This is a genomic window from Variovorax sp. H27-G14 (assembly GCF_046156345.1).
Taxonomy (GTDB): Bacteria; Pseudomonadota; Gammaproteobacteria; order Burkholderiales; family Burkholderiaceae_C; genus Variovorax.
This window is the reverse complement of sequence record NZ_JAYLVN010000001.1, coordinates 952,804-965,425: the sequence shown is the minus strand read 5'-3', so window position 1 is coordinate 965,425 and position 12,622 is coordinate 952,804. Positions and strand designations below refer to the sequence as shown.

The window sequence follows — 12,622 nt, the reverse complement described above, 5'->3', positions numbered from 1 at the left end:
AAAGGCAGTCACCATGTGCGGCATCGTCGGGGCAGCGTCCCATCGCAACATCGTTCCGGTTCTGGTTCAGGGCCTTCAGCGGCTGGAATACCGCGGCTATGACTCGTGCGGCGTGGCGGTGCATGCCGGCGGCCTGACGCGGGCGCGCACCACCTCGCGCGTGGCGGACCTCATGACGCAGGTGCGCGACGACAAGGTCGAAGGCCTCACCGGCATCGCCCACACGCGCTGGGCCACGCACGGCGCGCCCGTGGTGCACAACGCGCACCCTCACTTCAGCCACGGCCCGGGCGCCGACGCGCAAGCCGCACGCCCCGGGCGCATCGCGCTCGTGCACAACGGCATCATCGAGAACCACGAGCCCCTGCGCGCCGCGCTCGAGGCCAAGGGCTACGTGTTCGAGAGCCAGACCGACACCGAGGTCATCGCCCACCTGGTCGACAGCCTGTACGACGGCGATCTGTTCGAAGCCGTTAAAGCCACCGTGCTGCAACTGCACGGTGCCTACGCCATTGCCGTAATCTGCCGCGACGAGCCGCAGCGCGTGGTCGGCGCGCGCGCCGGCTCGCCGCTGATCCTGGGTGCGGGCAAGGACGGCGCTGAGAATTTCCTGGCCAGCGACGCCATGGCCCTGGCCGGCGTGACCGACCAGATCGTCTACCTCGAAGAAGGCGATGTGGTCGACCTGCAGCCGGGCAAGTACTGGATCGTCGACAAGAACCACAAGCCCGTGACCCGCCAGGTGCGCACCGTGCACGCCCACAGCGGCGCGGCCGAGCTGGGCCCGTACCGGCACTACATGCAGAAGGAAATCTTCGAGCAGCCGCGCGCCATCGGCGACACGCTCGAAGGCGTGGAGGGCATCGTGCCCGAGCTGTTCGACGGCATCGGCCAGGACGGTGCCACGGGGGCGAGCGCGCACCGCGTGTTCCAGGACATCGACAAGATCCTCATCCTCGCGTGCGGCACCAGCTACTACAGCGGGTGCACCGCCAAGTACTGGCTCGAAGGCATCGCCAAGATATCCACGCAGGTGGAGATTGCCAGCGAGTACCGCTACCGCGACTCCGTGCCCGACCCCAAGACGCTGGTCGTCACCATCAGCCAGTCGGGCGAAACCGCTGACACGCTGGCCGCGCTGAAGCATGCGCGCTCGCTGGGCATGGAACAGACGCTGACCATCTGCAACGTGGCCACCAGCGCCATGGTGCGCGAGTGCAAGCTGGCCTACATCACGCGTGCCGGCGTGGAGATTGGCGTGGCGTCGACCAAGGCCTTCACCACGCAGCTGGCCGGCCTGTTTTTGCTCACGCTGGCCGTGGCGCAGGCCAAGGGCCGCCTGAGCGCGGAAGACGAGGCGCGCTACCTGAAGGAAATGCGCCACCTGCCCGTGGCGCTGCAGTCGGTGCTGGCGCTGGAGCCGCAGATCATCGGCTGGTCGGAGGACTTCGCGCGCAAGGACAACGCGCTGTTCCTGGGCCGCGGGCTGCACTACCCGATTGCGCTGGAAGGCGCGCTCAAGCTCAAGGAAGTGACCTACATCCACGCCGAGGCCTACGCCGCCGGCGAGCTCAAGCACGGCCCGCTGGCGCTGGTGACCAGCGAGATGCCCGTGGTGGCCGTGGCCCCCAACGACACGCTGCTGGAAAAGCTCAAGAGCAACCTGCAGGAAGTGCGCGCGCGCGGCGGCGTGCTGTACGTGCTGGCCGACGGCGACACGCAGATCAAGAGCAGCGAAGGCCTGCACGTGATCCGCATGCCCGAACACTACGGCGCGCTGTCGCCCATCCTGCACGTGGTGCCGTTGCAGCTGCTGGCGTACCACACGGCGTGCGCGCGCGGCACCGATGTGGACAAGCCGCGGAATTTGGCCAAGAGCGTCACGGTGGAGTGAGGGGGGCCTGGCGCTGCGGCGCTCTTCCTTGCCATTGATGTCTGAGACAGCGCACAAAGTCTGAGACAACGAAGTCGGATAGCGGGCCGGCCTTGCGGGCTACCCGCAATGTCGGATGCCCGCTGGGCCCGCCATCGGCGGCGGATTCAACCAGGCGATGCAACCCCCCGAGGCTGATTGCAACCCGCTGAACGGGGCACGGCCCTCAGGCGTTGGGTTCGCTTTCGCCGCGTCAGAGATCAGTGAAGTGCATGGTGTTTGCTCTTCACTCGCTAGTAATCTTGCGGTCTACGACGATCTTCTTCCACTTGGCGGCATCTACGGCGACCATTTTTGCGAACTGGTCTGGCGTGCCGGGTGTCGCGGTTTCAATGCCGAGGCGTGCAAGTTTTGCCTTCACGTCGGGATCGGCGAGCGCTTCGTTGGCCGCCTTGTTGAGCTTGGCCACGATGTCTGCTGGCAGCCCCTTGGGGCCGTAGAAACCGAACCACGTGTTCGACTCGAAGCCCGGCAGGGTGTCGGCAATGGCTGGCAATTCAGGTGCGAGCGGGCTGGGCTTGAGTGAGGTCACGCCCAGCGCGCGCAGGCGGCCATTGCGTACGTGCGGCATGCCGGTGGGAAGCGAGTCGAACATGACATCGACCTTGTCGCTAATGAGGTCGGGAATTGCCAGCGCAGTGCCCTTGTAGGGAATATGCGCGACCGACACGCCGGCCTCCGACTTGAACAACTCGGCCGTGAGTTGGACGATGGTGCCGCTACCGCTCGATGCGTAGTTGAGCTTGTCGGGGTTCTTCTTTGCGTAATCGATCCACTCGCGCACAGTCTTGGCCGGCGAATTGACAGGCACCAGCATGATGCTGGTCGCGTCGCCCACGTGCGCGATAGGTGTGAAGTCGCGCACGGTGTCGTAGGGCAATTTGGTGAAAGCCGGGCCTATGGAGTGTGTGCTGGTGGTGGCCAACAGAATCGTGTAGCCATCGGGCGCCGCGTTGGCTGCTTGACCCGAGCCGATGGCGCCGCCCGCGCCGGGCTTGTTGTCGATCACGAAGACAGTGCCCAGCTTCTCGCTCATCTTCTGGCCCAGCGTGCGCGAAAGGAGGTCGGTGGCCCCCGCAGCCGGGAACGGCACGATCAGACGGATCGGTTTGTTCGGATAGTTGGACTGCGCGATCGCAGGAACGGCGGCAAAGGCAGCCAACGCTGCGGCGAGAAGGAAGCGTCTGTTTTGCATGGTGATCAGTCTTTCGGGTGAGGTCGAGAAAAATCGCCGATCGGAAGACGGCGCAGTGGAAGGTGGATGGCGCACTGGCGATGCGGCGAAGTACGAACTGGTCGGAGAGCCTGTGGGCGACATAAAGGCTTCCACTGCGTGCAGTGCGCAGTCAGCACTCGACGATATTCACGGCAAGACCGCCGCGCGACGTTTCCTTGTATTTGGTGAGCATGTCAGCGCCTGTTTCGCGCATGGTCTTGATCACTTTGTCCAGGCTGACATGGTGTTGGCCGTCGCCATGCAACGCCATGCGCGCGGCGTTGATGGCTTTGACTGAAGCGATTGCGTTTCTCTCGATGCATGGAATCTGCACCAGACCACCCACAGGGTCACAGGTCAGGCCCAGGTGATGCTCCATCCCGATCTCGGCCGCGTTCTCGACTTGGGCAGGTGTGCCGCCCAGTACTGCGCACAGCGCGCCTGCGGCCATCGAGCAGGCGACACCCACCTCGCCCTGACATCCCACTTCGGCGCCACTGATCGACGCGTTTTTCTTGTAGAGAATGCCGATGGCACCCGCGGTCAGGAAAAAATCGACGACACCTTTCTCGTCGGCGCCTGCAACAGCCTTCGTGTAGTAGTGCAGCACCGCGGGAATGATTCCAGACGCCCCGTTGGTCGGTGCTGTCACCACGCGTCCGCCCGCGGCGTTCTCTTCATTGACAGCCAATGCCCACAAGTTGACCCAATCCATCATGCGCATGGCATCGACCGGCCTTGGATCAAACTCTCCCAGTCTTCGTGCGAGGGCCGCTGCGCGTCGCGTCACCTTGAACCCGCCAGGCAAAACGCCTTCGGTACGGCACCCACGCTCCACGCAAGCTTGCATCACGCGCCAGATATGCAATAGGCCCGATTCGATCTCCATATCGGTTCGCCAAACGCGCTCGTTGGCGAGCATCAGTTCGGCAATGCTGATGCCATGGGTTTGCGTCAAGGCAAGCAAATCGTCAGCGTGATCGAACGCGAAAGGCAAGATGGTGCTGTCGGGCGCAATGACCTTTTGCATGGCCTCGTCCGAGCTGACGGCGTCACTGACAACGAAGCCGCCGCCGACGGAGTAAAAAGTTGCCTCACGCACCATCGCCCCGCCGTAGTCATAAGCGGCGAACGTCATCCCGTTGGCATGGAACGGCAAGGACTCGCGCCGAAAGAAAGCGACATCGCACACTTCGTCGAATGCAATGCTGTGAACGCCGGCAAGGTTGATGGTTCCGACGCGCCGGATCATCTCGAGAATGGCCGGGATCAGTTCCACGTCGACTTGGTCCGGCTCATGTCCGGCGAGGCCCAGCAGCACGGCCTTGTCGGTGCCGTGGCCTTTGCCAGTGGCGCCCAACGAACCGTACAGACCAACGCTTACGCGTGCGATCAATGCCATCTGTCCGTGCTGCTGCAGTCCACGAACGAACAGGGCGGCGGCTCGCATGGGCCCCACGGTGTGGGAGCTGGATGGACCTATTCCAATTTTGAAGAGATCGAAAACGCTGAGTGCCATATTTGAATTTCTTTGAAGGATCGTTTGCCGGCGGCTCCGGACAACACCTGAATCGTTGCGATGGTAGGAATGCCATATCGTTACGTCTACTGATATATTTTGTTGGTATTAATTAGATAAACTGTCTGTTTATTTCCGAGATCAGGCGACGAAAAATGGACATCAACAAGCTGTTGACGCTGCGCGCACTGTCTGGTTGTGGGACGATGGCCGCTGCGGCTGCTTCGTTGCACTTGACGCCATCGGCCGTCTCGCAACAAATCGCTCAACTTGAACTCGACGTGGATGCAACGCTGACAGAACGGCGAGGACGCGGCGTTGCCTTGACGCCTGCCGGAGACGCGCTTGTCCGCCACACGGAGCGCATCCTGGGCATATTGGACGAGGCCAGATCCGAACTGGCCCGGCTGCGATGCGACATCGCCGGAGAGCTGCGCGTTGCAGCCTTTTCGTCGATTGCGGTCGCCGTTCTCGCCGATACCGTGCATCTGCTGCAATCCCAGCATCCACATCTGCGAGTCGTTCTGCAGGAAATGGAGCCACAGGAAGGCCTGACGGCACTGGGTGCGTGGCGTACCGACATTGCGGTGATCGACGACCTGGCCGCCGACCCGGGTGTGCGCCACGACGCCTACGAGCTGCTTCCTTTGACCCAAGACGTACTGCATATCCTGCTGCCGACCGCCCACCCATTGGCTGACCGACACTCGCTGAGAATCTCCGATTTGCGCGACGCCGCCTGGGCGCTGGATTCAACCAGCAGTTCGTTCGGTGAATTCATCGCGAGTCTTTGCCGACGAGCTGGGTTCGAGCCGCGGATCAACGCACATTGCACGGGTTTCGAAATGGTGGCGGCCATGGTTGCATCCGGTTGCTCGATTTCAATTGCCTCCGGTCTTCGCCTTACAAAGCCGCTGAAGGGCGTCAAATCAGTACGCCTGCGGCCGGAAATTCAGCGGCGCATTCTGTTGGCATACCGCAAGGGCGAGCGCGATCACCCTGCCGTCCAGGCGTTCCTAAAGGAAATCGAGCGCAGCGCTGCCCGCAAATTGGCCGGCAAGTCGGCGCGGAGCGCGATTGCGCTCTCTGAGTGAGCGCGGTTACGGCGTCTCAGACTTTATTGCCAAAGAATACTCAGGCTCAAGATGAGGCATGTTGCGCACGGCGACATGCGGGGCCGCCCGGCGCTGGAAAATCGCCGCGTTGCGCATGCGCCGGCGCACCGCACCCAAGACCACCGCAAGCCCACCCTCAAGGAGACCCCATGAAACCCCAACCCATCGAATACGCCACCGCCTCCGACGACGTCAAGGCCGTCTTCGACGACATCAAGACCTCGCGCAACGTGCCTGACGTCAACAACTTCTGGAAGTACCTCGCCAACGACCCGGCCACGCTCAAGCGCACCTGGGCCAGCCTGAAGGAGGTAATGGCACCGGGCGCGCTCGACCCGGTGGTGAAGGAAATGGTCTACCTCGCTGTGAGCGTCACCAACAACTGCGGCTACTGCATCGCGAGCCACCATGCGGGCGCCGAAAAAGCCGGCATGACGCCGGCCATGTTCGCCGAGCTGATGGGTGTGGTCGGCATGGCCAACGAGACCAACCGGCTGGTGAATGGCTACCGCGTGCCTATCGATCCGGCGTTCGACAAATAGGCGCGAGCCGACCGGCCCGCCGGCCAGCCAACGTCCGTCAGCCGATCGTCATCAGGCTCGCGTTGCCCCCGGCCGCGGCCGTGTTGATGCTCAGCGCGCGTTCCACCACCAGGCTTTCGAGCGGCATGTCGGTGTCGCCCGGCGCGAAGGCGCGCACGCCGACGATGGGGCCCGGCCGCGCCGCAAGGCGCTGCATCACGCGCGACAGGCGCTGCACGTCGCCGTGGAACAGCGCGGCGTCGAACACCACCGTGTCAGACGCCCAGTCGTTCGCCATGGCCACGCACTGCTGCACCTCGGCCGGCAGCGACGCGCGAAGGGCCTGCGCCGTGGCATCGGCCGGCCAGATGGCGGTGCTGCCGACCGACAGCACGGCGGCCAGTTGCGTCAGGCGGTCCGCCTCGGCATCGGCCAGGCACAGCACCGCTTCACGCGGCACCAGCGTGTAGACGTTGCGCTCGCCCGTGGGGCCGGCCAGCGTGCGCGAAGCACCCGCGCGCGACTGCGCGGCAAAGCGTGCGCAGTGCGCGGCCAGCGCGGTACGGTCGGTGGACTCGGCCCAGCGCGACAGTGCCGACAGCGCGGCGCGCGGTGCCGCTGCATTGCCTTCATCGACATCGCCTGCCACGGCGTTGTCCCCCATGGCGCGCGCCACGGCATCGTCCGGCCGCGTCGCCAGCATGCGCAGCATGTACAGCGGCCCACCGGCCTTCGGCCCGGTGCCCGACAGCCCTTCGCCGCCGAACGGCTGCACGCCCACCACCGCGCCCACGATGTTGCGGTTCACGTAAACGTTGCCCGCCTTGGCGTGCCCCACCACCTGCGCAATGGTCTCGTCGATGCGCGTGTGCACGCCCAGCGTGAGCCCGTAGCCCGTGCCGTTGATCTGCCCGATGAGCGCGCCCAGGTCGCGCCGGCGGTAGTGCACCAGGTGCAGCACCGGGCCGAACACCTCGCGCTGCAGCTCGGCAATGCTGTCGAGCTCGATCAGCGTGGGCATCACGTAGGTGCCGTGCTGCATGTCGTGCGCATGCTCGCGGCCCTGGCGAAACACCTTGCGGCCCTTCGCCTGCATGGCCGCGATGTGGCGCTCGATGCCGTCGCGTGCCTCGGTGTCGATCACCGGGCCCACGTCCACGGCCAGCCGCGCGGGGTTGCCGACGCAGGCCTCGGCCATCGCGCCCTTGAGCATCTCGACCAGCCGGTCGGCCGCTTCCTCCTGCACGCACAGCACGCGCAGGGCGGAGCAGCGCTGGCCCGCGCTGTCGAAGGCCGAGGCCATCACGTCGGTGACGACCTGCTCCACCAGCGCGGACGAGTCCACGATCATCGCGTTCTGCCCGCCGGTCTCCGCAATCAGCGGCACGGGCGCGCCGTGGGCGCCCAGGCGCTGCGACAGCGTTTTCTGCAGCAGGCGCGCCACCTCGGTCGAGCCGGTGAACATCACGCCCTGCACGCGCGTGTCGGCCACCAGCGCGGCGCCTACGGTTTCACCACGGCCGGGCAGCAGCTGCACCGCCGTGCGGGGCACGCCGGCCTCCCACAGCACACGCACCGCTTCCGCCGCCACCAGCGGCGTCTGTTCTGCGGGCTTGGCCAGCACCGGGTTGCCGGCCGCGAGCGCGGCGGCCACCTGGCCGGTGAAGATGGCGAGCGGAAAATTCCACGGGCTGATGCACACCATCGGGCCCAGCGCGCGGTGCGTGGCGTTCGAGAAATCGTTGCGCGCCTGCGCCGCATAGAAGCGCAGAAAGTCGACGGCCTCGCGCACTTCGGCAATCGCGTTGGGGTAGGTCTTGCCGGCCTCGCGCGCCAGCAGGCCCAGCAGTTGGGGCATGCGTGCTTCGAGCAGGTCGCCCGCGCGTTCCAGCATCGCGGCGCGCTCGCCGGGCGGCGTGGCGGCCCAGGCGGCGGCACCGCCTTGTGCCTGCGCGATGGCCGATTCGACCTCGGCCAGCGTCGCTTCCTGCACATGGCCGACGGTGTCGCGGTGGTCCGCCGGGTTGCGCACGTCGGCCCAGGGGTTCGCTTCGGCGCTGCCGGCCTCGGCCAGCAGCGGGGAGGCGCGCCAGTCGGTCTGCGCGCTGTCTTGCAGGGCACGGCCCAGCGCACGCAGGCTGTCGTCGTTGGCCAGGTCGAGCCCGCGCGAGTTGGCGCGTTGCGCGCCGTACAGCGCCGCCGGCAGCGCAATGGCCGGATGCGGCAGGCCCACCGTGCCTTCCTGCGCGCCCATGCGTTCCACCGTGGCCACCGGGTCTTCCACCAGCACGTCGAGCGAAATCGTCGGGTCCGCGATGCGGTTCACGAAGGAGGTGTTGGCGCCGTTCTCCAGCAGGCGGCGCACCAGGTAGGCCAGCAGCGTCTCGTGCGTGCCCACCGGCGCGTAGATGCGGCACGGCCGCCCCAGCGGCCCCACCACCTGCTCGTACAGCGGCTCGCCCATGCCGTGCAGGCACTGAAACTCGTACTGCCCCGGGCTGTAGCGCGACGGGTCGGCCGCGGTGTAGATGGCGGCCAGCGTGTGCGCGTTGTGCGTGGCGAACTGCGGGTACACCTGCTCGGGCGCGGCCAGCAGCTGGCGCGCGCAGGCCAGGTAAGACACGTCGGTGTAGGCCTTGCGCGTGTAGACCGGGTAGCCGTCGAGCCCATCGACCTGCGCGCGCTTGATTTCGCTGTCCCAGTACGCGCCCTTCACCAGCCGCACCATCAGACGGTGGCGGCTGCGGCGCGCGAGGTCGATCACGCAGTCGATCACGAAGGGGCAGCGCTTCTGGTACGCCTGAATCACAAAGCCGATGCCGTTCCAGCCCGCCAGCGCCGGCTCGAAGCACAGGCGCTCCAGCAGGTCGAGCGACAGCTCCAGCCGGTCGGCTTCTTCGGCGTCGATGTTCAGGCCGATGTCGTAGCGCCGCGCCAGCAGCGTGAGCTCGCGCAGCACCGGGTACAGCTCGGCCATCACGCGCGCATGCTGGGCGCGGCTGTAGCGCGGGTGCAGGGCGGAGAGCTTGATGGAAATGCCCGGCCCGTCGTACACGCCGCGCCCGGCCGATGCCTTGCCGATGGCATGAATGGCGTCTTCGTACGCCACGCGGTAGCGCCGGGCGTCTTCGCTGGTGAGCGCCGCTTCGCCGAGCATGTCGTACGAATAGCGAAAGCCCTGCGCCTCCAGTTCGCGCGCATTGCCCAGTGCCTGCGCAATGGTCTCGCCGGTGACGAACTGCTCGCCCATCATGCGCATCGCCATGTCCACGCCCTTGCGAATGAGCGGCTCGCCGCCCTTGCCAATGAGCCGCGTGAGCACGCTCGACAGCCCCGTCTCGCTGTGCGTGGCGACCAGCTTGCCGGTCAGCAGCAGGCCCCAGGTGGCGGCGTTGACGAACACCGACGGGCTGCGCCCCGCGTGCGACTGCCATTGGCCGTGCGCGATCTTGTCGCGGATGAGCGCGTTGCGCGTCTCGGCGTCGGGAATGCGCAGCAGCGCCTCCGCCAGGCACATCAGCGCCACGCCCTCTTGCGACGACAGCGCGTACTCCTGCAGCAGGCCCTGCACCAGGCCGGCGCGCCCGCTCGCGTTCTTGCGGTTGCGCAGCTGCTGCGCGATGCGGTGCGCGAGCGCTTGCGCCTCGTGGCCCAGATCGGCCGGCAGGCGGGCCTGCGCGAGCAGCGGCGCCAGCGCCTCGGGCTCGGGGCGCCGGTACGCGGCGGTGACCGCGGCGCGCAACGCGGAGGGCTGGGCCACGCCGTCAGCGAAGTCCGAGAAGCAAGAGGGGAGGGGGTCGACGCTGGAATTGCTCATGAAAAGGCCCGGGCTGGTGAGATGTTGAATGGTCTTCTTCTTGTTGCTGAATTTGTGTTCGAAGAATGGGCTCATCACAGAATAAAAAACCAGGCCGCTGCGGGCGGGAGAATCCGGTTTCGTCCGCACGAGCGGGAACGCAACCGAGACCCCAAGGGAGCGACACCATGAATCGATGGACATGCCTTGCGGCTGCGGGCCTGGCGCTGTGGTCGGCCTCGGCCGCTGCCGCGCCGGATGCTTGCACCGCCGCAGCGGGCCCCGCGTGCTACCGCGCCTTTCAGCCGCCCGGCGCTCAGGGCACGCTGAACTACTACGCCTCGCTCGCGCCCGATGACGCGGCAAAGCCGACCCGGGCCCTCATCGCCCTGCACGGCCATCCGCGCGATGCAGAGAAGACCTTCAACGCCGCGCTGCGGGCCGTGAGCAATGCCCAGATGCGTGCTGACCCACAGGGCGACATGCGGGCCGACACGAGGGCCGACATGCCGCCCGACACGCTGGTCGTTGCACCGGTTTTCCAGGTCGCGGCCGACCAGTCCGCCAAGTGCAGCGCGCCAGGCGTTCCGCCCGCGCAGCCCGGCGACCTGCTCTGGACCTGCGGCTCCTGGCTCGAAGGCGGCCGTGCCGGCAACGGCGCGCGCATCACCTCGTTCGCGGCCATGGACGCGCTGGTGGCCGAGCTTGCGCGGCGCTGGCCCAGCCTGCGCACCGTCACCATCGCCGGCTTCTCTGCGGGGGCGCAGATGGTGCAGCACTACATCGGCTTTGCCGACCAGGAAAACGCAGGCGCCGCCTCGCTCGCCGTGCGCTACGTGGTCGCCGACCCCGGCACCTGGCTGTACTTCGACGCCTGGCGCCCGCAGCCACCGGCCGAAGGCGCCTGCCCCGGCGTGAACCGCTGGAAGTACGGCACCGAGGGCCTGCCCGGGCACCTTGGGCGCAGTGCCGCGCAGGCGCGCCAGCGCTATGCCGCGGCCGACATCCGCTACCTCGAAGGTGCGCTCGACGGCAGCGACGCCAAGGGCACGTACTACGGCATTCTGGACAAGTCGTGCGCGGCCATGGCGCAGGGCCCGTACCGCATGCAGCGCGGCCTGGCCTATGCGCAGTACGACCGCACCTTGCTCGCACCCGAACAGCACCGCGAGGTGGTGCTGGTGCCGGGCTGCGCGCACGACGTGGCCTGCGTGTTTCCTTCGGAGGCGGCGCGCGCCGCGTTGCTGGGCACTTCGCGCTGAAGAGCACATCGATGGTCTGAATGCCTTGACTTGGTTTCCTTTGTATTGGATATTCAATCCAATATGAAAGAAACAGAAGCGCCGCCCTCCCTGAACGACCGCATCGCGCAGCGCGTGCGCGAGCTGCGTGCCGCGCGCGGCCTGTCGCTCGACGCGCTGGCCACGCACTGCGGCGTGAGCCGTTCGATGATCTCGCTCATCGAGCGTGGCGAAAGCAGCCCCACCGCCGTGCTGCTCGAAAAGCTGGCCACCGGCCTGGGCGTGTCGCTGGCCTCGTTGTTCGACGAACCCGCGCCCGTGGCCGACCCCGTGGCGCGCGCGGCCGACCAGCTTCAGTGGCGCGACCCGCACTCCGGCTACCTGCGGCGCAACGTGTCGCCCGGCGGTTTCTCGTCGCCGATTCAGGTGGTCGAGGTGCTGTTTCCGCCCAAGGCCCGCGTGGCTTATGAAACCGCTGCGCGCGAGAGCGTCGTTCACCAGCAGGTGTGGGTGCTGGACGGCGTCATCGAAATCACGCTGGGCGAAGAGCACCACCGCCTGGCCACCGGCGACTGCCTGGCCATGGTGCTCGACCGCCCCATGAGCTACTACAACCCCTCGCGCAAGACCACGCGCTACGCCGTCGTCATTGCGACGGGGCTTTCTTTTTCGGCGAGATGAACATGAGCACCACGACCTCCACCCCCTCCCTCACCCCCACCTCCGCTGTCACCACCCCGGGCCATGGCGCCCCGCGCGTGCACGTTCTTCAATCCGTTTCAGACGCACAGCTGCAAGCGCTGGCCGACGTGCTGGCCGACGTGCTGGCCGATTGCGTCGAAGGCGGCGCTTCGGTCAGCTTCATGCGGCCGCTGAGCCCCGAGCGCGCACAGGCCTTCTGGCGCCACGTGGCCGAAGGTGTGGAACGCGGCGAGCGTGCATTGCTGGTGGCCGAGGACGCCGACGGCATTCTCGGCACCGTGCAGCTCGTGCTCGCGCAGCCAGAGAACCAGCCGCACCGCGCCGAGGTCGCCAAGATGCTGGTGCACCGCCGCGCGCGGCGCAGGGGCATCGGCGCGCTGCTGATGCAGGCGGCTGAAACCGTGGCACGCGAACACGGCAAGACGCTGCTGGTGCTCGACACCTCCAGCGCCGAAGCCGAGCGGCTCTATGCGCGCAGCGGGTGGACGCGCGTGGGCACCATCCCCGGCTTTGCGCTGCTGCCCGACGGCGAGCCGTGCGCCACCACGTTCTTCTACCGGCAGTTGAGCACCTGAAAGG

At 66.8% G+C, this 12,622-nt stretch carries 9 protein-coding genes; 6 read left to right on the top strand and 3 right to left on the bottom strand.

Going from position 1 to position 12,622, the window contains the following annotated elements:
- The first annotated feature begins 13 nt into the window (after positions 1-13).
- Positions 14-1,894 carry a glutamine--fructose-6-phosphate transaminase (isomerizing) gene (gene glmS, locus VLK31_RS04460; RefSeq protein ID WP_409167151.1) on the top strand — a complete coding sequence of 627 codons (1,881 nt, stop codon included), beginning with the start codon at positions 14-16 and terminating at the stop codon, positions 1,892-1,894.
- Positions 1,895-2,159: 265 nt separating this feature from the next.
- On the opposite strand, the gene VLK31_RS04455 is transcribed toward glmS, so the two are convergent.
- Complete coding sequence (locus VLK31_RS04455) at positions 2,160-3,128, bottom strand: Bug family tripartite tricarboxylate transporter substrate binding protein (RefSeq protein ID WP_409167150.1); 969 nt, start codon at positions 3,126-3,128, stop codon at positions 2,160-2,162.
- A 151-nt stretch (positions 3,129-3,279) separates the two neighbouring features.
- Positions 3,280-4,668, bottom strand: coding sequence for an L-serine ammonia-lyase (locus VLK31_RS04450; RefSeq protein WP_409167149.1), 1,389 nt, complete (start codon positions 4,666-4,668; stop codon positions 3,280-3,282).
- 155 nt (positions 4,669-4,823) lie between these two features.
- Here VLK31_RS04450 and VLK31_RS04445 point away from each other — a divergent pair, with 155 nt between their 5' ends.
- The gene (locus VLK31_RS04445) at positions 4,824-5,762 is read left to right on the top strand and encodes a LysR family transcriptional regulator (RefSeq protein ID WP_409167148.1); all 939 of its coding nucleotides are present in this window, start codon (positions 4,824-4,826) and stop codon (positions 5,760-5,762) included.
- A 170-nt stretch (positions 5,763-5,932) separates the two neighbouring features.
- Positions 5,933-6,325 (top strand): carboxymuconolactone decarboxylase family protein, encoded by a 393-nt coding sequence (locus VLK31_RS04440; RefSeq protein WP_409167147.1) that lies wholly within the window; start codon positions 5,933-5,935, stop codon positions 6,323-6,325.
- Between the two features lie 37 nt (positions 6,326-6,362).
- Here the strand turns inward: VLK31_RS04440 and putA are convergent, their stop codons facing one another.
- The gene (putA, locus tag VLK31_RS04435) at positions 6,363-10,121 is read right to left on the bottom strand and encodes a trifunctional transcriptional regulator/proline dehydrogenase/L-glutamate gamma-semialdehyde dehydrogenase (protein ID WP_409167146.1); all 3,759 of its coding nucleotides are present in this window, start codon (positions 10,119-10,121) and stop codon (positions 6,363-6,365) included.
- A 167-nt stretch (positions 10,122-10,288) separates the two neighbouring features.
- On the opposite strand from putA, the gene VLK31_RS04430 reads away from it, so the two are divergent.
- From VLK31_RS04430 to VLK31_RS04420, 3 genes are all read left to right on the top strand, one after another.
- The gene (locus tag VLK31_RS04430; RefSeq protein WP_409167145.1) at positions 10,289-11,362 is read left to right on the top strand and encodes a hypothetical protein; all 1,074 of its coding nucleotides are present in this window, start codon (positions 10,289-10,291) and stop codon (positions 11,360-11,362) included.
- A 63-nt stretch (positions 11,363-11,425) separates the two neighbouring features.
- Positions 11,426-12,022: a helix-turn-helix domain-containing protein gene (locus VLK31_RS04425; RefSeq protein ID WP_409167144.1), complete on the top strand. Its 597-nt coding sequence runs from the start codon at positions 11,426-11,428 to the stop codon at positions 12,020-12,022.
- Positions 12,023-12,024: 2 nt separating this feature from the next.
- A complete protein-coding gene (locus VLK31_RS04420; protein ID WP_409167143.1) occupies positions 12,025-12,618 on the top strand; it encodes a GNAT family N-acetyltransferase in 594 nt (197 codons plus the stop codon).
- The last annotated feature ends 4 nt before the right edge of the window (positions 12,619-12,622 follow it).

Coding starts and splice junctions, on each gene's coding strand:
- VLK31_RS04425 (WP_409167144.1), top strand. CDS start 11,426: ATGAAAGAAACAGAAGCGCCGCCCTCCCTGAACGACCGCATCGCGCAG.
- VLK31_RS04455 (WP_409167150.1), bottom strand. CDS start 3,128: ATGCAAAACAGACGCTTCCTTCTCGCCGCAGCGTTGGCTGCCTTTGCC.
- VLK31_RS04420 (WP_409167143.1), top strand. CDS start 12,025: ATGAGCACCACGACCTCCACCCCCTCCCTCACCCCCACCTCCGCTGTC.
- VLK31_RS04450 (WP_409167149.1), bottom strand. CDS start 4,668: ATGGCACTCAGCGTTTTCGATCTCTTCAAAATTGGAATAGGTCCATCC.
- VLK31_RS04440 (WP_409167147.1), top strand. CDS start 5,933: ATGAAACCCCAACCCATCGAATACGCCACCGCCTCCGACGACGTCAAG.
- VLK31_RS04445 (WP_409167148.1), top strand. CDS start 4,824: ATGGACATCAACAAGCTGTTGACGCTGCGCGCACTGTCTGGTTGTGGG.
- VLK31_RS04430 (WP_409167145.1), top strand. CDS start 10,289: ATGAATCGATGGACATGCCTTGCGGCTGCGGGCCTGGCGCTGTGGTCG.
- glmS (WP_409167151.1), top strand. CDS start 14: ATGTGCGGCATCGTCGGGGCAGCGTCCCATCGCAACATCGTTCCGGTT.
- putA (WP_409167146.1), bottom strand. CDS start 10,121: ATGAGCAATTCCAGCGTCGACCCCCTCCCCTCTTGCTTCTCGGACTTC.